Source organism: Anaerovibrio sp. RM50 (assembly GCF_000622005.1).
In the GTDB taxonomy this organism is placed as follows: Bacteria; Bacillota; Negativicutes; order Selenomonadales; family Selenomonadaceae; genus Anaerovibrio.
Map to the genome: position 1 here is coordinate 59206 of NZ_JHWV01000007.1, position 20344 is coordinate 79549.

20 protein-coding genes are annotated in these 20344 nt (G+C 39.5%); 3 read left to right on the forward strand and 17 right to left on the reverse strand.

The window, feature by feature from the left end; all coding sequences use genetic code 11:
* Positions 1-31: 31 nt before the first annotated feature.
* The 4 genes from T525_RS0105555 to T525_RS0105570 form a co-directional block, all read right to left on the reverse strand.
* Complete coding sequence (locus tag T525_RS0105555) at positions 32-3451, reverse strand: DNA polymerase III subunit alpha (protein WP_027406396.1); 3420 nt, start codon at positions 3449-3451, stop codon at positions 32-34.
* An 82-nt stretch (positions 3452-3533) separates the two neighbouring features.
* The gene (locus T525_RS0105560) at positions 3534-4703 is read right to left on the reverse strand and encodes a GTPase family protein (protein WP_084276916.1); all 1170 of its coding nucleotides are present in this window, start codon (positions 4701-4703) and stop codon (positions 3534-3536) included.
* A gap of 39 nt (positions 4704-4742) precedes the next feature.
* Entirely contained in the window at positions 4743-5390 is a 648-nt protein-coding gene (locus T525_RS0105565; RefSeq protein ID WP_027406398.1) for a helix-turn-helix domain-containing protein, read from the reverse strand.
* Positions 5368-6039 carry a DUF3990 domain-containing protein gene (locus T525_RS0105570; protein WP_027406399.1) on the reverse strand — a complete coding sequence of 224 codons (672 nt, stop codon included), beginning with the start codon at positions 6037-6039 and terminating at the stop codon, positions 5368-5370. The genes T525_RS0105565 and T525_RS0105570 overlap by 23 nt, the downstream gene beginning before the upstream one ends.
* Before the next feature lie 299 nt (positions 6040-6338).
* Here T525_RS0105570 and T525_RS0105575 point away from each other — a divergent pair, with 299 nt between their 5' ends.
* Both T525_RS0105575 and T525_RS14330 read left to right on the forward strand, forming a co-directional pair.
* Positions 6339-6680 carry a type II toxin-antitoxin system HicB family antitoxin gene (locus tag T525_RS0105575; protein WP_198022632.1) on the forward strand — a complete coding sequence of 114 codons (342 nt, stop codon included), beginning with the start codon at positions 6339-6341 and terminating at the stop codon, positions 6678-6680.
* A 371-nt stretch (positions 6681-7051) separates the two neighbouring features.
* Positions 7052-7927 (forward strand): Rpn family recombination-promoting nuclease/putative transposase, encoded by an 876-nt coding sequence (locus tag T525_RS14330; RefSeq protein ID WP_037325227.1) that lies wholly within the window; start codon positions 7052-7054, stop codon positions 7925-7927.
* A gap of 99 nt (positions 7928-8026) precedes the next feature.
* Here the strand turns inward: T525_RS14330 and T525_RS0105585 are convergent, their stop codons facing one another.
* Both T525_RS0105585 and T525_RS0105590 read right to left on the reverse strand, forming a co-directional pair.
* The gene (locus tag T525_RS0105585; RefSeq protein WP_027406401.1) at positions 8027-8323 is read right to left on the reverse strand and encodes a helix-turn-helix domain-containing protein; all 297 of its coding nucleotides are present in this window, start codon (positions 8321-8323) and stop codon (positions 8027-8029) included.
* Positions 8320-8679 (reverse strand): type II toxin-antitoxin system RelE/ParE family toxin, encoded by a 360-nt coding sequence (locus tag T525_RS0105590; RefSeq protein WP_027406402.1) that lies wholly within the window; start codon positions 8677-8679, stop codon positions 8320-8322. The genes T525_RS0105585 and T525_RS0105590 overlap by 4 nt, the downstream gene beginning before the upstream one ends.
* A gap of 265 nt (positions 8680-8944) precedes the next feature.
* Between T525_RS0105590 and T525_RS14335 the strand changes: the two genes are divergently transcribed.
* A complete protein-coding gene (locus T525_RS14335; RefSeq protein WP_051533429.1) occupies positions 8945-9319 on the forward strand; it encodes a hypothetical protein in 375 nt (124 codons plus the stop codon).
* A 133-nt stretch (positions 9320-9452) separates the two neighbouring features.
* On the opposite strand, the gene T525_RS0105600 is transcribed toward T525_RS14335, so the two are convergent.
* From T525_RS0105600 to T525_RS0105650, 11 genes are all read right to left on the reverse strand, one after another.
* The gene (locus T525_RS0105600; RefSeq protein ID WP_027406403.1) at positions 9453-10394 is read right to left on the reverse strand and encodes a tetratricopeptide repeat protein; all 942 of its coding nucleotides are present in this window, start codon (positions 10392-10394) and stop codon (positions 9453-9455) included.
* Between the two features lie 9 nt (positions 10395-10403).
* A complete protein-coding gene (locus T525_RS0105605) occupies positions 10404-10931 on the reverse strand; it encodes a hypothetical protein (RefSeq protein WP_027406404.1) in 528 nt (175 codons plus the stop codon).
* A 44-nt stretch (positions 10932-10975) separates the two neighbouring features.
* Positions 10976-11395 carry a hypothetical protein gene (locus T525_RS0105610; protein ID WP_027406405.1) on the reverse strand — a complete coding sequence of 140 codons (420 nt, stop codon included), beginning with the start codon at positions 11393-11395 and terminating at the stop codon, positions 10976-10978.
* Positions 11396-11483: 88 nt separating this feature from the next.
* The gene (locus tag T525_RS14340; protein WP_051533430.1) at positions 11484-12509 is read right to left on the reverse strand and encodes a cell division protein FtsZ; all 1026 of its coding nucleotides are present in this window, start codon (positions 12507-12509) and stop codon (positions 11484-11486) included.
* Positions 12510-12537: 28 nt separating this feature from the next.
* Positions 12538-13035, reverse strand: coding sequence for a hypothetical protein (locus T525_RS0105620; RefSeq protein ID WP_027406406.1), 498 nt, complete (start codon positions 13033-13035; stop codon positions 12538-12540).
* A 133-nt stretch (positions 13036-13168) separates the two neighbouring features.
* Positions 13169-13417 carry a hypothetical protein gene (locus tag T525_RS0105625; protein WP_027406407.1) on the reverse strand — a complete coding sequence of 83 codons (249 nt, stop codon included), beginning with the start codon at positions 13415-13417 and terminating at the stop codon, positions 13169-13171.
* 174 nt (positions 13418-13591) lie between these two features.
* Positions 13592-15316 carry a LeoA/HP0731 family dynamin-like GTPase gene (locus T525_RS0105630; RefSeq protein WP_037325230.1) on the reverse strand — a complete coding sequence of 575 codons (1725 nt, stop codon included), beginning with the start codon at positions 15314-15316 and terminating at the stop codon, positions 13592-13594.
* Position 15317: 1 nt separating this feature from the next.
* Positions 15318-17501, reverse strand: coding sequence for a hypothetical protein (locus T525_RS0105635; protein ID WP_027406409.1), 2184 nt, complete (start codon positions 17499-17501; stop codon positions 15318-15320).
* Between the two features lie 498 nt (positions 17502-17999).
* A complete protein-coding gene (locus tag T525_RS0105640) occupies positions 18000-18629 on the reverse strand; it encodes a hypothetical protein (protein WP_037325232.1) in 630 nt (209 codons plus the stop codon).
* A 528-nt stretch (positions 18630-19157) separates the two neighbouring features.
* Positions 19158-19709 (reverse strand): helix-turn-helix transcriptional regulator, encoded by a 552-nt coding sequence (locus tag T525_RS0105645; protein ID WP_027406411.1) that lies wholly within the window; start codon positions 19707-19709, stop codon positions 19158-19160.
* A gap of 402 nt (positions 19710-20111) precedes the next feature.
* A complete protein-coding gene (locus T525_RS0105650; protein ID WP_027406412.1) occupies positions 20112-20315 on the reverse strand; it encodes a hypothetical protein in 204 nt (67 codons plus the stop codon).
* Positions 20316-20344: the final 29 nt, after the last annotated feature.

The window sequence follows — 20344 nt, forward strand, 5'->3', positions numbered from 1 at the left end:
AAATAACCTCAACTTTCCAGTTATCCTATGCTTATCTTGTCTTTACACAATCATCCCCAAGAATTTCCTTAAGGAGGGAAATGGCTTCCTCGGAGCCGTCAATCCACATGGCCCGCTCTGTCTTAATAACCTTCTTGCGGGCTGAATAATAAATATATACGATATGCTCCCCCTGATGGGTTGTAAGCACGTCCTTCACTGCTTTGTACACCGCTTCATTTTCATGGGCAGCGCTGATGGCAATATAAATATCTGGCTTGTAATCCTTCAGGAGACATACCCTGTCTGCCAAAATCTTGATGCCCTCGTCGGTGTAATTGATCTTGCCCGCCACCATAACTGCAGAATCAGGCTCCAAAGCATTGGTACTGTTATAAAAGACCTTAGGGAACACCACCACTTCCATGGAATGGGAGAAATCCTCCACCTCCATAAAGCACATGGTATCGCCCTTCTTGGTGGCAATGCGCTTAGCGCTCACCACCATGCCCCCCAGCTTCACAGTTTTGCCATCTCTCAGCTTTCCAGCCACAATATCGCTGATAGGGGTAAGGCCATCCAGAATTTCCTTGTATTCATCCAAAGGGTGCCCTGTAATATAGAAGCCGGTGATTTCCTTTTCCCACATGAGCATTATGCTGCGATCCACCTCAGGAATATCCGGAAGCTTTACTTCAGTAACGTCATTTAAAACCTCATCATCAAAGAGCCCCATCTGGCCTGTGGCCTTGTCCTTTTGTGACACAGCCGCCGCATCTACAGTTTTGGACAACACCTCCAAAAGCTGAGACCGCCTTGCGCCAATAGAATCAAAGGCACCGCACTTAATAAGGCTCTCAATAACCCGCTTATTAATGGTGCGCATATCGATACGGGTGCAAAAATCCATAAGGGAGGTGAATGGGCCGCCATTGGCACGCTCCTCCTCCAGATTCTGCATGGCAGCATCCCCCACATTTTTCACAGCCGCCAGTCCAAAGCGAATGGCATCTCCGTCAACGCTGAAGTTTACGGAGCTGGCATTTATATCAGGAGGCAGAACTGCAATGCCCATACGGCGGCACTGCTCAATATACACGCTCACCTTGTCCGTGGTATCCATAACGCTGGTCAGCATGGCCGCCATGAATTCCTCCGGATAATTGGCCTTAAGATATGCCGTCTGCCATGCCACGTAGGCGTATGCCGCACTGTGGGACTTATTGAAGCCATAGTCCGCAAAATGGGTCAGCAAATCAAATATCTTGTTGGCAAGATCAGCGTCAATTCCGTTGGCATCACAGCCCTTAAGGAAATTTTCCTTCTGGGCCATCAGAATAGCCGCCTTTTTCTTACCCATGGCACGGCGGAGAAGATCCGCCTGTCCCAAAGTAAAGCCCGCCAGCACCTGCACAATCTGCATTACCTGCTCCTGATATAGAACCACGCCAAAGGTTTCCTTAAGTATTGGCTCCAGAAGGGGGTGCATATATTTAACTTCTTTGGTGCCGTGACGGCCGGCGATAAAGTCATCCACCATGCCGCTGCCCAATGGGCCCGGGCGGTAAAGGGCCACCAATGGAATAAGGTCCGTAAAGCCCTCAGGCTTCAGCTCCTTGATTATATTGGTCATGCCGCTGGATTCCATCTGGAACACCGCCCCAGTAAAGCCCTTGCAGAGCATTTCAGAGGTTTTCACATCCACCAGGGGAATGGTTCTCAAATCCACGTCCAGTCCCCGATTTTTCTTTATATTTTTAATGGCATCATCAAGTACTGTAAGGGTACGAAGGCCCAAAAAGTCCATTTTCAGAAGTCCCAGCTCCTCCACATGGTCCTTGTCATACTGGGTCACCAATGTGCCGTCCGTCATCATAACTGGAAGATAGTCCGTAAGAGGATTGCGGGCAATCACAATACCCGCCGCATGGGTTGAGGAATGTCTTGGCAGGCCCTCCACCCCCATGGCAAAATCCAGCAGACGGTGAATCTCCTCAGACTCATCATAGAGAGCCTTCAGCTCCTTGGTGGTGTCCAAGGCCTTCTGAATAGTAATACCAAGCTCTGAAGGTACCAGCTTGGTAATCTTGTTCATCTCACTGAATGGCATATTTAGTGCCCGGCCCACATCCTTTATAGCGCCCTTGGCCGCCAATGTACCAAAGGTAACAATCTGGGCCACATGGTCCTCCCCGTAGCGGCGCTTAACGTACTCAATAACCTCCTCACGGCGCACATAACAAAAATCCACGTCTATATCAGGCATGGTTACGCGCTCAGGATTGAGGAAGCGCTCAAAGAGCAGGGAATATTTAAGTGGGTCAATATCCGTAATCCCCAGCAAATAGGCCACAATACTGCCTGCCGCGGAGCCACGTCCCGGCCCCACGGGAATATTTTCGCTGCGGGCATAATTTATAAAGTCCCAAACAATAAGGAAGTAGCTGTCAAAGCCCATGGTATGTATGACACCCAGCTCGTACTCAAGGCGGTCACGGACCTCCTTGGTTTCCTCGGAATAATGGGATGGGAGGTTATCCTCGCACAGCTTTCTCAGATACTGCTCATCTGTCATACCCTCCGGCAACGGGAACAACGGCAAATGACGGTGCTCAAAATCAAATTCCACATGACAGCGCTCAGCAATTTTTACTGTATTGGACATGGCCTCAGGGTATTCAGGGAACAGCTTGGCCATTTCCTCAGGGCTCTTGAGATAGAACTCCTGACCAAAAAACTTCATGCGGCTGGGATCATCCACGGTTTTGCTCATCTGAATACAGAGAAGAATATCGTGGAACTCACTGGCCTCACGGGTCAAATAATGGGCGTCATTTGTGGCCACCAAACCGATATTGTACTTTTGGGCCAGCTCAATAAGCCCCTTGTTGGCCTTAACCTCCTGCTCCATGCCGTGGTACTGAATTTCAATAAAGAAATTATCCTTGCCGAAAATCTCCAGATAATCCTGCAGGGACTTTTCCGCCCTGTCCATGTCCCCACGAAGAATCCAGGCGGGAATCTCCCCCGCAATACAGGCGCTGAGGCAAATAATCCCCTCATGATACTGACGCAAAAGCTCCTTGTCTATACGGGGCTTGTAATACATGCCCTCAATATTTGCCTTGGACACCAGCTGCACCAGATTCTTGTAGCCGGTCTCATTTTCAGCCAGCAAAATGAGGTGATAGTACTTTGTACCATCCACCTCAAAATTCTCCCGACGGTCCCTTGGGGCCATATAAACCTCGCAGCCGATAACGGGATTTATGCCCTCCGCCTTGGCAGCCTTATAAAAATCAATAACGCCAAACATATTGCCATGGTCCGTAATGGCCAGGTGCTTCATGCCCAGCTCCTTGGCCCGCTTCACCAATGGCTTTATTCTGTTTGCCCCGTCCAGCAGACTGTACTCCGTATGTACGTGGAGATGGGCAAAGGGTATATTATTTTCAAGCACACTTTCTTCCATGCTTAATCCTCCATAACTTACTCATTTTCTAATTATACCATACCGCCATACTTCGCCCAAATCTTTCCGCACCAATAATATTTTATTCGCCTTTCTTCGCCAAATTTTCTTTTAACAAATTTCGTATCTCTTCCTTTACGCTTTCATTTTCCAGATCTTCGATCTTTATATCACCCATGAATAATTTTTCCATAAGCTTTATATATGTCCGTCCCAATCCCCAGGTCAGGGCAGCAGCTGTTGCACCGCTTATGGTGCCACCGCCAATTGTTCCAATACCGGGAATTAACTTCAAAATATTAGCCACTATTGTTCTGCCTAAAAATGTTGCTCCGGCAATCCCCAACAAGGAACTGGCAATGGAGCTTATCATGGCTTTGGTCATATTTATTCCGTATACAGAGGTTATCCGTGCAAACATACTGATCTGTATAGGAATCAGTACAATTGCATCAGACATAGGCAGCGGATTATATCCTGCACCAAATGCCAAGGAAACAGTCTGCTTTATAATCTTTATGGATTCATCGTACTTAAGCTTCAAGGATGCCTTCTGTGAATTTGTGAAGGCCCTGCGTGCTGATTCCGGCATTACATCAACAGTCTTTTCCACCAATTCACCCAGCCCGTATTCCTTTACGGCAAAATCCTCATCCTCATAGGCCTGGGCCAAAACACAGCATATTCCCTTCACAGGCAAATTGTATTTCATGATATCTTCCATGAACTCTCTTGCATGCTTTTTCAGATATGCCTTGGTGATTACCAATATAACCGGAATATCACATTCACTGGCAATTGTTTTTATAAAATTACGCTCAGTTTCCTCAAATCTATCGGAGTCCGCCTGTATGCAGTACCATAGGCAATGAATAAATTCATCTGCGTGGTCAGGGCCCAAATCTATTTTTTCCTGTATCAGGTTACGTATGTCTTCAATTGCTTTTTCCTGGCGCTCCTTATCCAGCTCCAGCCCAACGGTATCGTAAATTCTAATCGGAACCCCGGACTTTTCTATTCTTTGGCAATACCTGGTAACCGGCTCCCCCATGCCTGTTTCTGCCAATTTTTCCCGGAATACGCCATTTATCAAGGTACTTTTGCCAACGCCTGTTTTGCCGGCTATTATCAGATTTACATGGCCTAGATTTTTCATTTCCTTTTTACATTCCTCCATCACCTTATTTATAAAATCCAGAATATTAGTGCAATCATTCATACCAGTATTACCCGTATTGCCAATTCTCTCCATTATTAATCTACCCCCTAAGTCTGATCAGCACACATAAAATCATATCAACGGCTCCAGCAGCTCCTCCATCTGGCAATGAAGAGCCTTGCTGAGCTTATACAGTGTAATGGCCGAGGTTTTATTAATATCACGCTGACCCTGTTCAAAAAGCTGTATCTGCCTCAATGGCACATCCGCCTCTTTTGCCAGCTCTGACTGGGATAGTCCGCAATTATCCCGCTTTGCCCGCAGCCGCGTCTGAGTATAGGCCTTTTCCATAAGCTGATTGATTTGCTCCGTAAAATGGGATATATCCATTTCATGGTAAAGGGAATACATGCCGATTATATCCTCCAATGAAACCACCTTCAAAATATCCCCAAAGGAAAAATCTGCATACCACTGATAATAGGCCAATGCCCAGCCTGCCCAGTATTCCGGGGATTTATCCAGATACATAATGTCCTCTACATCAGGATACGAAATAAGGGCTTCATCCAAAACATATCTGGCAAATTCGCAGCCGTTCATCCCCGCCACATAACGGGGATTTCCCTTGGCAAATTGCCTTGCACTTGTGCTTACCATCAAAGCCTTGCCAAAATCATCTGGCTCTATTTCCAGAGACATAATGGCAAAATCCACAGCGTGTCCCAATATATTCTGGGCACTATGCAAATACATTTCATCGTAAGCGCGAATCGCCATTTGTCATCCCTTCCCTCATAATATCCAGCATGTAAATCTCTGATGCGCTGTCGGTCTGAGTTCTGTCTTTACGATATGCCCGTCTTGCATCCCGGTCCCTAATAGACTTTTTCTCATACCAAACACTGGCCTCTGCCGGTTCTGCCCCCAAAAATTTAATATGGCTGTAGGCCTTCTCACTTTTTAATACAATTTGTTCCCCCAGCTTACCAAGGCGCATGGCCTCGTACAGTTTATTTAAGGAAATTGTTCCCGCTATAAAATCCTGGGCAAAGCTAAAATATGAATCATCTGCCCGATAACCAATAATCACATCATATTTATCCGGGTCAACAAAAAAATGCTGTTGCAGATAATCCTTGGCTTCCTCAGCAATACTGCCACTTTGCCAATAGCTGCGGTATTTCGTCAGCAAAGCCAGCCAATTAAGAATATTGTACTCCGATGAATTCAAATTCAGGATGGCCAGTCCCTCCGTATCCAGTTCATATCGATTTGCAAAACCATCAGTATTCCTGGCACAGGCCCACTCTTTGGCAATTTCCAAACTTTCCGTGGTATAAAAGCCATAGCCATAGTCATTATTCCTTTTGCCCCCATGAAATACCGGTTTTTCAACAATATGATCAGAACCATGATAAACAACCATACGACCACTCCTTTGTAACAATTATATCGCTGAAGAGATATAGTAACAAGAGATTTGTGCAGATAATATTCGCAAAAAAATCCCCCCTATGATGACAGTTTTATTTTTCACTGTCTCTAATAAGGGGAGCATATCATATTAGTTATCACGCTTCAACGAATGCTGACAAATAATAAAATACGAGATATCATGATTCGTTGCATTGATAATAGTACTAAATAATAGTACTATTAATATATGAATAAAAAAATTCTACTATGCCAAATGATATATTTTACACAATTCGGGGGTGAATAATTATGATGTATAAGGGCTATATTGGAAAAGCCGCCTTTGATGAAGAACAGCACATTTTTACCGGTGAAGTCATTAATACCAGAACAGTCATAACCTTCCAGGGCGAGTCAGTAAAGGAGCTTGAAGCCGAATTCAAGGCCTCTGTTGATGACTATCTGGAATGGTGCCAGGCTGATGGGATTGATCCAGAAAAACCCTTCTCTGGAAAAATAAATGTCAGATTTCAGCCAGAGCTTCATCGCCGTGCCTCTATCGCAGCCAAGCTTCAGGGCATATCCTTAAACACATTTATTGCTGATGCCGTCAATGAAAAAATTTGCAAAGTTGCTCAAACTGGCTTATAAATTCATTTTATATTGTCTTTAAAAGACACATCCCGTCTGACAGGTAGCAAAACGCCACCATCAGGCGGGATTTTGTATTGCCCATATTCTATCTATATCATATATCATCTTCATGGGTATAGTTATACAATATACTGCTGCTATCCTGCTAAAAACGCCCAATACCACTTGTTTCTTAATATATCATCGTAGTATTGTAAATTATCAAAATTATTTTAATATTTTTTAAAAAATTCTTTGATTTGTTCTTATTTTTGTTTTATTATATTAACAGAATCTAGTGACCTGCCTTAACATTACCTAATCCCAACAGCTTCTACCCTAATAATCTTTTTCATGTTATAATTTATTTGGCGCAAAGGAGATTCACCATGAAAGACCAGCGTTCTGTTGCACAGCAACAAGTTGAAAACGACATCGCCAACAAGAGATACAATCCTATGAATGATGTCCTCTTCAAATTCATCTTCGGCAAAGATGAGCGGAAGAATATCACCATTGATTTACTGAACGCCATACTCAACCGCACAGGCAAGCAGGCTATCAGGGATATTCAGTTCAAAAACAGTGAAATTGTTCCGTACTATGAAGATGACAAGCTGACCCGTCTTGATATTTTCTGCATAACAGAGGACAAAACCAAAATCGATGTGGAAGTTCAACTTATCAACAAGAAGAACATGGAACGGCGCAGTCTCTTCTACTGGTCACAAATGTATTTGATGGGGCTGCATAAGGGTGAAAAGTATAACGTACTAAATCCGGCCATTACCATAAATATTATGGGACATGAAATCTTCCCTAATGAGCCACTACATTCAATGTATAGTATTTATAACATTGAAACTGGTCGCCGACTAAATGAGGATTTAGAGCTGCATTTTCTCGAAGTACCAAAATTCCAGAAAAAGCCTATTGGTGAAATGACTCGCATGGAACGGTGGCTGGCCTACTTCTCAAACAAGCTGAATACGGAGGAAATGGAGGAACTTGCCATGAGTGACGCTACTATAAAAAAAGCCGTTAATGACACTGATATATTTATGATGGATTTTGAAGAACGGCTCAAATACATAAATCGCCAAATGGCCATTATGGACTACAATACCGATATGAGTGTATCCCGCGAAGAGGGCATCTGTGAAGTGGCCATGAATATGCTAAAAGCTAAAGAACCTATCGAAAAAATCATAAAATACACCGGCCTCTCTGAAGAAAAGATTCAGGAGCTGTCCACGAAGCTTTAATACTTTACCATAAAAAATAGCTTATCCCGTCTGACGGTTTGCTGCATAGCCAACCATCAGGCGGGATTTTGTACTTGTGAATTAATATTACTTATTCAATTATATTTTTGAAGGCAACGGCACTATAGCAAGGGTCTTGCCCATCGCAGCAAGGACCTTAAGCATCGTATCTAACTGCGGATTCGTATCCCCACGCTCAATACGTGCTATCTGTGGCTGCTTGACCCCACTTATAGCTTCCAACTCTCGTTGACTAAGTCCTTTTTCTTGCCTGGCTTTAATCATAGCTGTTATGAGTTCAGCTCTTAAATCACTCTCTGCTATCTCCTCCGGAGTAAAATGCTCCCGATCAAATTCTTCATCCCATATAGGAAAACCACCTTTTGTATAATTCATGCTTTTCCCTCCCGTTCCTTGAAGTCCAATAGTTCCCTTTTAGCCTGCTCTATTTCCCGCTTTGGTGTTTTCTGGGTTTTCTTTATGAAACTATGCAGTAACACAAAAGCACCATCTACCCATCCGGCAAATAATATACGATTATCCAGTGGCCTAAGCTCCCATATTTCTCCATCAAGATGTTTCACATATTTTTCTGGAAGAAATGTACCATTCAAAGCCAATGCTTTAACATATTCACGAATTTTAGTCAGCTTAATCCGACTGTCCTTACTATTAATTTGCTCCAACTCATTCAAGTACTCTAATAATTGAGATTTTCCTTTTTTATCTACATAAAATATTATCTTGTGCATTTAACTGACCTTTCATAGTTATGATAACATATTAGTTATCAAAATACAATAACATCTATTATTTATCAAATCTATCATCTCTCCACTATATTATCATGTTTATTTTATTTTTTCTATTATTTTTAAAAAATCTTTTATACTTTTAAATGAGTTATCATTTTATACTTTATAATATTTGCACAATTTTCAATAATATTTACTTAATATAAATATTATTGATTGTTAATCACGGATACATTACAATTTAATTGTTGAGATGTCCCGCATGGAACGGTGGCTGGCCTACTTCTCAAACAAGCTGAATACGGAGGAAATGGAGGAACTTGCCATGAGTGACGCTACTATAAAAAAAGCCGTTAATGACACTGACATATTTATGATGGATTTCGAAGAACGGCTAAAATACATAAACCGCCAAATGGCCATTATGGACTACAATACCGATATGAGTGTATCCCGCGAAGAGGGATATAACGCCGGGCTTGAAGAGGGGCATAAGGCTGGCCTCGCTGAGGGCGAAAAAAACGCTAACCGCCACACTGCCATGAATATGCTCCGAAAAAATGAACCTATCGAAAAAATCGCCGAATACACCGACCTCACGGAAGAGGAAATTCAGAAACTGGCTCAAGAACTTTAATACTTTACCATATAAAAGACTTATCCCGTCTAACGGTTGGCGTCATGTCACCATCAGGCGGGATTTTTAGGTTCGTCACAGAGTTTTTTTCACAGACTCGTCAGATATAATTTTTCGTCATTTCATAGGCCAATTAAGAAGACTCCCATGGGCTAGGCTTCTTTTTTGCAGATGCCAAGCCCTTTTCAGCAGCCTTTCGATACCACATTAAAGCTTTTTCCTTGTCTTGGTGTTCTCCACTTGCATATTCATTTCCAAGAACAAACATAGCATAGGTGCCTCCAGCCTCGGCAGCCTTTTGATACCATTTCAAGGCTTCATTTTTATCCTGCTCTACTCCATGGGTCCCGTGCTCATAGGCGTAGCCCCGTCGTGTCATATCGTATACGTTATTTTCATTTGTTTGAGCCAAAACATCCATAATAATTCCGTCCCAAAGTGCGCCCCCTATCATCGCCCCACCAATCATAAAGGATGGTCCTATTGTAACCTTCTCTGCTACCTGGCGGTACAATTCCATAGCTTTCGTCTTATCCTGCGCAACTACTTTTCCTTCCTCATAGGAACGGGCCAGCAAAAGAACAGCCTTCAATTTTCCCTTATTAGCCTCTTTCTTAACATATTCCAATGTTGCACCCGTATTATATTTTTCATGCAATTCCAGCATAACTTGTTTTGCATGTCTATTTCCTTTATTGGCAGCATTTTGATACCACTTAATAGCTTCCCCAATATCTTTTGTAACCCCACTCCCATCTAGATATGCACTGCCCATAGCAAGCATGCCCTCTACGCTGCCCAAATTACCAGCCTTTAGAAACCACTCTGAAGATTTCTTCATATCGGGGGAATTTTTATAGTAACTACCCAGAGCACACATACGCTCCGGGGTCAGAGGCCCTGCCTCCTTGTTCCTGATATATTCCCGATAGCGCCGTGGTATACGCTTATCATCAAGCCATATATGACTCTTATATTCACCGCCTTGAGGACATTTCCCCGCTGGTGGCTCCCCATTAGAACTGCGCCGCCGCTCACCACATAAAAAACAAATATATCTGTCCTGTTGCTTCATTTTATCACCTCACCAATAAGATATAGACCATAGAGACTTATTATCGTACACATTGTCTTCCGGCGAAAATTTCTGTAATTCATATTTTGTGAAATTTTCTAACACACCGTTATAAAATCCTATGGCTACATCCAATCCATTGAAAGGTTGCTTATCACCCCAATGCTCTATATGTTTTCTCATAAATGCCTTTATATGTTCCTTAAAAATATCACTGTCAAAAGATATTTTATGAGCGTATATCTTATTTTCTATTTCCTGGATCACGTGCAAATCACACAGCCCGCCACCAAAATACTCAAACTCGATGGTCAATTTTCCGTAATCCTTGGTATTAAAAAATGTCTTAAGTTTATAAACCATCCAATCATAATCATCAAGAAACAATTGCGTATACATTTCGTCCCGAAAATCCGTATCACCTGAAAGCACAAAATGGCTTAATTGATCATCATAAGGAATTGGTTTTAATGGTCTCCTGTTAATATCCCTTTTAAAATATTTCCTATGTTGCTGTTTCCTACTGGTTCTGCTCAAATTTACGCACCTCCCCCCATAGTGTTCATACTATTTTCGAATAATTATGCCCAATCCCGCAGCAGCTTGGTATCAGGAGCTGTCAATACAGCATTATAGAACGCTACTACTTCTTTTTCTCCAGTAAATGCATATTCCTCGTCCCAACTACTGATATGCCTCTCCATGAACTTAATAATATGTTTTTTGAACAGCTCCGTGCTAAATTCAAAAACAGTTAGATAACGTGCATCCTTATAGTGGCCCTGAAGGTTATTAATTTCCAAATGACAGGTTTCACAGCCACAATATTCAAATTTCAACCGTATTTTTCCATAAGCCTTGGTTGGTAAATCAGCGGTAAGCGTGTAATGCATCCAATTTTTGTCATCAAACACCAGTATAGTTGTAAAAGGATCCCAATCATCAGGCCCGTACTCAAAGGCAGAATATTCCTTATCAAAAACAATCGGTTTATAGTCCATATCGTATACCACCTCAACCTACATATTTTTTAACTTCAGATTAATATCCCCAAGCCCCTAACAGATAGTTTTTTGAAATTTTACATTATTAGGGATATTGTTTGCGGGGGCTGGTCGCCACAACTACGGCACGGATAGTGTCACCCATGTTATCATCTACAGAAACTCCCCAGAGGATATTTGCTTCGGGATGAGCTTCTTCAGCAATACTTTGTGCGGCCTCATTAAGCTCCATCATCTTAAGGTGTGACGCATTACCCACAAAACTAATAATAATCTCTTTTGAATCGCATAACGGGACTTCCATAAGAGGCGATTTTATTGCCTCACGGAGAGCAGCAACAGGAGCGTTTTTACCGACAGCTTCTCCAATACCGATAAATGACAGATTGGCATTGCTCAAAACTGACTTAACATCAGCAAAGTCCAAATTCACATAACCTGCATCACTGACAAGGTCACAAATAGCCCGAACACCTTGGCATATAATATCATCGACTAACTTAAAAGCATCGGCCATTGAAGTTGTTTTATCAAGATTACCAAACACCTTTTCATTAGGGATGATAATAATTTGGTCAACAGTGCGACGCAAATCCTCAATACCACGTGTGGCACGTTCGGATGGTATACTTTCTCTATAAGAATACGGACAAGTTACTACCCCTACAGTGAGAGCACCAATATTCTTGGCACACCTTGCTACTATAGGAGCTACACCATTACCAGTAACCCCACCCATACCAGCTACTATAAATACCATATCTGCGCCTCGAAGTGCATAGAGAATTTCTTCACTGTGTTCATCAGCCTCCTTGGCAACGGACTCAGGATCAAAATTTGTAGCATCACCAAGTTTTATGTGGGAGGTAGCCAAAGGATTTGATGTACTGGAATATACATCAATATATTCAACATAGTTCCCATCGGATTTACTAATACGTTTTACAGTTTCGGTTCCTACATTGCAAACAGTACCAGTATCTACAGTAATAAACTCAACATCTTTTACACCAGCTTTAATCATGTATTTTACCGCTTCAATTCCTCCACCGCCAACACCTACTACTTTAATTACGACCTTGTGATCAAAATCTTCAAAACTTATTGTCATTGATAAACTCCCTCCAGTATCATCATTATTATGACGGTCTTACATCAGTTCTGGTTGTGCTGTTAGGTAATTCCATTTTTATGATGTTTTCATTATCCCCTGTCGATTTGCTATTATCCAAATCCTTAAGGAGCTTTTCCAGAGTGCTTCTGTAGTGTATCAGCGGGTCAGTGGCACTCATTTCATTATCCTCATTCTCCACTGCTGAAGCCTTAAGGTCAGAAATAATCTTATCCCCACTCCTTTCAAGAGCAGCCTGAAGCTTCTGGATGGATGACTTTACTTCCTCATAAACCTTTTCCCGCTGTTCATCAGTAGTACACTCATCCATGGCCCACTTGGCTTCATCCCGGATTTTTTCCATCAATGCCTCAATGCTTTCCGCAGTGGACGGCTCCCTTTTGGTCTCTCTTTTAACAGTGTAATGGTCATCATCAAAAATTCTTTCAGACTCTAACCATGCTGCAATAGCCAATCCTGCGATACCGCCTGCACCCAACAACAATCCATTTTTCCACCAACTCATAATTAATTCCTCCTTTGATGTTCTAATAGTTTCTTTAGGATGATTTAAGTATAAATCAGGGAAAAACTAAAAAGGTTGCCACACAGGCAACCTTTAAATTTTTTTATAAAGACATAAGCATATACGCGAAAATCTACATCAAAAGGTAAAACAGGTACTTCAAAACATCCCAAACATACGGCAACAGATAATAACATGCTAAAACAAATAGCAATACGCCTATAAGAACCTTCATCTCATCTTTAAGAAAAATCCAACAAAATTGAAAAATCGCTGCCAATATTATTGCCCCAAAAACAGCCAATATACCTAAAACAAACTGTAATACGCCTAAACTATCAAGGAACAGGGTGATTTCATATAAAAACCTCAACGCAGTCAAAACTTCTGCCCCCCGTATTATTATTAGCTACGATTGTTGGAGATTTGGTCAAGATCATATTCTAACAATTAATGTTAAGATCATGAAATTCGTCAATTATCTTTTTGCTTAGTGTTTGATCTTTTTCAGCCATAATATTACCTTTATTAATCATGATATATTGGTTACGGTAGTTTAGATATGCGAACTTAATTCCGTAAATTCCGCCTCAATCACAACACCTTCTTGACACCAATTATTAAATTGGCTTTGCTTATCCTTATAATCTCTGATATTTTTCTTTTCTAGATCTAAGTTCTCTTTTAGACTAACATACGCTGGGAAAAATTTTTCAGCAAAATCCGAAGAGTTTATCATTTCAATAATCTCTTTTTGTATTTTTCCCATATCTTCAATAAATTTATTCATTGCAGCATGAAACTCTTCTTCAGCTTTTTTTTCTTTATACTCACCCCATATTTCCATAAACATACCAACAAAAGCCACCACATTGCCAAGGCTATTTGCTAATTTTGTGGCACCCCATGGTTTAAATTTTAATACCTTGCTTAAATCAGCGCCCATCATTTTACCCAAGCCTACAACACCGTCCCGGACTGCTAACACGTTTTGAGAGTTAAAAAGTGTTTTTGAGTTACTTGTTAAGTAAGAAAGTCCTTTTTTGCTTAAGCCTGCGACGGCTGAATCAAATTGATTTAAATTTGCATTAAATTCTAATGTCGTCTTATCTATATCTGCCTCAATACTTTTGGTCTTCCTGGCAATTTCATTTTGTAGGTGAGAGTACATTATACAGCCTTCCTTTCCAATTTCCGCATCTAGGAAAGCCTGTACAGTATTTATTCCGCAACCACGAGCCTGAACTATTAGGTCGTCAAAATATGAGTTAATTGATTTTAGTAAATTCTGTTGTACTATTGGTATATTTTTTTCAATGCCATTTATATTTTTTTCCAAGCTATCGCAATTTTCTTCTAATGCATCAACTGCTTTATCTATTTCTTGTTTCTGCGCCTTAACCTCAGGCATTTGGCGTAATAAAACATCTTGAATTACACTATGTTGCATCTCGTAAACCAAGGGTACGTATCCACCATTGTGACTTATCGTCTTTCGGGTTGCTTCCTGTAACGTTTCAATTTTAGAAATTTTCTTGAACTGATCCATATTTTGTAGCCAATAACTTGTACCCATGCCAAATGGATTTGCTGCAACTCCAACAATTTGAAGCTCCTCTTCTTCTTGATTGCTTAAGTTTAAAACGTTTTTTAGCCTACCGATAACATTCGATTTTTTTATGTTCAAATTTTCGTGATAATCCCAATCGTCTTCTATATCTGATACCTCATCAAACCTGCTAAGAACAAACACAGTTCTTGGCAAAAGATTCAATTCGCGGAAAAGCCAAACCAATTCCTCTCTATGACTTTCTTTTATAGGATTAGCTGAATCCATAACATAAAGCACTAAATGTGCTTCACTAACATATTTTTTTGTAATTTCTCTATACTTCTCCACGGCTCCTGCATCGTTAATTTTTTCCTTAAATCCAAACAGACCAGGCGTATCAATTAACTCAATATCTTCATCTACAATATAAACATTGACTTCATCAGAAGATTCCTGTTGACTTATCTTCATTGTATTTTTATCTAACCGCTCCATCCAGGCCGCTGCTATAGAAGTTTTTCCTTCTGAAAATCCGCCAATCAAAGCTATTTTCAATCTGGCCTCTCCACCAATCAAATTGGTAATACGTTCTAACTTGTTGTCAATACTCCGATCAACTATTACACCAAGTTTTTCGCCCTTAACAACAAATTCCTTGAGTTTGTCAAGTAACAATGCAATTTTCCGGTTTTGTTCCTTAAATTTTTCAACAGTTGCATTTTTGTTCATATTATACTCCTTTATCTAATGAATTCCTTAAATTATATAAATCTTTTTTTGTATTTTCTAAACAATTATTAATATCTTTTACAACATTTAATGGTTTATCCAACTCTACTTTTAACTTAACTAAACATTCATCTATGTTTTTGCATTGTATCGATTTTGATTTTTCAATCTGATCCTTTATGTCATTAGCTACTCTCCGTATATTTTCATCTGCATCCTTTCTTTGTTGTTCCATCTTATAGCTAGAACTAATAAAACTTCTAATTGCTTTGTAGAGATTGAAAACAAGCGAAGCAACCGCTAATACTATAGCAACACCACCAGAAGCTAGAGCTAAACCAATACCAGATGCCACAACACCAATAATATATTTACCTTGCAACGTACTCCCAACGCTAATATCTAAATCAAATTTTCCCAACTTTGGATTGTGAGATGCGTTACTAACTAAAATCCCTAAGTTCTTAAGTGTTCGATCTATATTTTTTTCCAAGTCGATTCTAAAATCAGTTATTTTTTGATTCCATCCATCAGTTAGTTCTTTTTCCAAAATTTCTTTTTTATTTTCTATTATATTTTTTAGCTGGCTTTTAAAATAGTCATTGCTTATATCTTCTTCAATCTGATTGTAAATTTCTTCTCTAACCTTTTTTTTGAAATCTTCAACAACATCTTGCTCAACATTGTCAAGTTGTCCCTCTAGCCCATAATAGCCATTATCTATGCTGATTTTAGCATCCTTTATAGCTTTCTCCATTTGTAACACAAGTGGTTCAAATTTTTCCTTTTTTATTTTCTCTATTTGAATAATAGCCTTATCCAAAGTAACCGTTGCTTTATTATAATTGGATAGTAGTATTTTTTGTTTCCAATTGCCAATGATCTCATATTTAATTTTCCTAATGAATTCATCGACACCACTCATAGTTAATAATTCTTCTGCACTATATTGTTTCAGAAAATTCTTTTTTCTTTTAACGCTCACACTACCCGGCAATAGACAATTTGACGCCGCTAAAAATGCAGGATAAGCACTAAGAACAATTTCTCCACAATAATGTTCACCTAACTGCTTACTAAGCACATTATGCATATCGTTTAGGCTGTCCTTTTCATCAGAGCTAACCAATGGCCTTTGCAAACGGATTGGATTTACAACATTTTGATTAAATATAGTCCATACTTCCGTTTGAGCCCCCAAGTGTTTTTTTATTTTTTCCAGCGTCCCTTCAACGCCTTCTCCAGTTTGTGGTGCAGCCGCTTTACGAGTAACATAAAATACAGCATGTGCTTTTTGAACAGCCTCCATAATGGAATCTGAAACTTTTTTTTCATTTCCTTCAATACCAGGAACATCAATCAGTGAAAACTCTGTTTTTTCAATAGAAAAATTATATGTGGTATTTATTCGAGTGAAATCAGAAGCACCAGTACCAATTATTTTTCCATCAGCATATTCTTCGAGGATTTTACACCTATCATGTAAATCCTTTTCTTTCTGTGTTACTTCTGCATGTTGCAACTGTGTCACATTTAACGCTTTATTTAGCTCGTTTTTCTTATTGTTTAAATCTCTATATAAACCCTGAAATATTTTTTGTTTTTTGCCATATTCTTTATCTATTGCTGATTTTATAAATAAATGGACAATTTTTTGCCACCAATTACGGGCTTTTTGTTCTTCATCAACCTGTTCTTTTAATAAATTAACTTCAGCCTCTTTCGCCTTAATTTCCTCGCTGGATGATTTTTCAAGCATATTAATATCATTTTTGATACGTTCACTTTCTCGTTCTAGTTTCAAGATTTCTTCTTGTAATGTATCAAAATCTTGTTGTGTTATATTATTTTTTTCTTGAAGTTCTCTAAATGTATTGCAGGATAGTATTTTTGTTTCTTCCTTTAGCAATAGCCTTAAAGTTTCAATTATTGTTGATTTGCCCGCGTTTGTTTCTCCGTAAAAGGCTATTGTAAATCTATCCCATTCAGCATTTTTACTTAACGCACTATATTCTTCATTTATTTCATCTTTTAGTATGCTGAATATTTCCTTTGCATTTTTTTGTGCACTAGCTACCTCCTCATCCTCCGTTTCAATATCAAGAGAAGTTAAAATTTCACTTACTTTATTTGCAATATTATCATAAATATACTTGGTTGATGCGACAGTAGAACTACTTTGCATTGTATTTTTCTCCTTCCATCAGACAAAATATGTATCTACATATTCAAAAGAGTCATATTTTATTATTTTGCCAATTAATACAAATGATATATTATTACCATGTCACAGCCCCTTGAGCAGAGACAGACACACAAATTCCCTCCCATTGCCCTACACTGCAACCGAAGCTTAGTGGTCGGGCGTAAATTGTGGATCGTTCCCACAAAATGGGAACAGAAAGCATTGGCGCACGGCGAAACGTAAGTACGTGCTGTTGTCTGTCGAACTAAAGTTATGAAGCCATTGCGGATTGTGACAGCACGATTGATTATACGTCATGGCGAAGATTCGGGGGCATTCCCCTCTGGCTCTTTTGCCTCTTTTATCTTCAAAATAGCTACCGCTATTTAAACCATATCCTTTGATTTGCAGCCTCTCAGTTCATCTGCAACTGAACCGAAGTTCCTTCATGGTCTGTCCCTACTCAAAGGGCCAATCACTTAACTGGCCCCCATAATATTATTTTCCTGCCAATTCCTCCAAAATAAACCAATCCTCCCCGGACAAATCATATTTTGGTGTAAAATCTACCTCGGTCTGAAGCAGTGCCTCATCTATCTTAATAGATATTTCTTCCGCTTCACGATGAAGATCTTTAATCATATTCCTCACACGATTACGGTCATAATTAATGGTCTTTATAACGTCAATATCATAATGATAGGCTGTCTGATTGCCATCATTGTTAAAAACGTAGGCCGTACCTGCACCTTTTTCCAAACGATGGGCACTCTTAGCATTAGCCAATCCATGTAAAGTATTAATCATTCTGTGTCGGTCTTTATTGTTGTCCACCGCAACATCCAGATTGAAGGGCATTCCTTCCTTGGCCTTTCCTATAGCCAATCCCAGATTTTTTCTCTCTGCCATTAAATCCTGCCATATAGTAAGGAGCTTGGCTACATCATAGCCTTCTTCCTCTTTATTACTGGCGTCTACTTCCTCATCCTGCTGTCCTGCCAATGCCTTACTGCGAAGGTGTTTCTCGGTAATGGTCATGACATTATCGTAATCAGATAAATATTCTGTGATACGATCCAGTAACTCACCAAGTTTATTTTGCATCTGAAATGCTTCCTTCAAATTCATGATATAACCTCCCTTGTCATTAATACTTATACATCTGTGCTTTCAATATATGACTTGTCAATCTCCCAAAGGTTGCTTCCCAGATAACATTAATTAAAATAGCCCGTCATACCCCAGCTAAAATAAGCACACACTAAAACTGCGCATATCCAACTTCAACTTGGCAGAAACGGGCATAGTTATCCATAATTTTAAATTGTCGAAAATTGTCTTGGGTTCCACAGACACTGATACTAATTTGCTGTATAGATGATATTAGCTTTATTAAATCGTTATGTATCATAAACAATCACCTAAATCAAAATTTTCTTCACCATAAAATATTCAACTTTAGTAATAAAAATCCTGCCAATATATTTAAAACAAAATTATAGTCATTTATATAACAATTGATTTTTCATTTATTGAGTCCAGCACAGGAAATTATATATGTGGCCACCCGGTGACCTTGCTCTGCGACTTGAGTTAAGTATAAAATAATTGGCACTAAAAAAGGTTGCCGCTTAAGCAACCTTTCATTTTTTTATACTATGCACCTTTTTTATTTGTAAGGGGATAAAAGTCGTAATCCACCAGCTTTTCATTAATATCATCTATATTATATGTCGCAGATTCAATATAGCATAATATAATTAAATCACGTAATGTACTTCTGGACAAAGCATAACCAGCACGGCCTATAAGATCTTGAGTTTCATCTACATTCAGATGCAAGGCAATAGCCAATGCTATGGCCGTATCCTTCTCTGGATGATATTTTTTGTCACGTTTAATCTTAGAAAATGTCTCCTTGGTTACATTCGCCTTTTTGTATATTTCCGCTGGTTTTTTACCCTTTTCACAAATAAGTTCCATTAATTTTTCCGAAAAAGACAATTCCAATAAATCACGGATTGAATCTAATATCAGAAATGGAACGCCAGACATACCTCCCTTAAATCGTGTAACAGAATTACCAATGCCCTGCGTTTTATTAAGGGATTTTTTAAACTCATCAAATTCATTATCATCAGGCTGATAATTTAATCTAATATAATCATCAATTTCATCCTTACTAAGTGTATCTTCTTTTACAGCCATAACTATCCCTCCCTTCAGTTCACTGTATCATCATAATAATCTTCTTAAAAAGCAATTAATTAACATTTAACCAGTCAAGCAATCTTCCTATATTTCTCTTCCATAACCATTTAATATTAATTGTATGTATAATAGCACCACTACTGAATCTTGAAAAGACTTTCGTGTACCAAAAAATTACCGCCATTAAAATATGTTCTTATTACAAAAAGGCTACCAGAGTATATAACATCTTTCCTTACATGCTAAGAGCTTATTGCACTACGTATTATTACGTGTTTTAATTTAATTACGAGGTGTTATTAACAATTTTACCATAAAAAAGACTTATCCCGTCTGACAGTTGGCTGCATAACCACCAATCATCAGACGGGATTTCTTATAGGCTCATATTATGTTGTATCAATATACTTTCAAAATTTTCCATACATGTCGCTCACTAAACTTTCCCCCGCAGCCCAGTGAACTTGGTCCCCCGTTGGCGGTTGTGGTAACCTGCATACCGCATTTGTCGCATTGATAAAGAGTAGCTCTGCCAGCATAAGCCACCGCAACAATACTAAGAATTGAAATGATCGTAACCAACGCAATTACTTTCTTCTTCATGTTTGTCACACTCCCTCTTTAAATGTCTT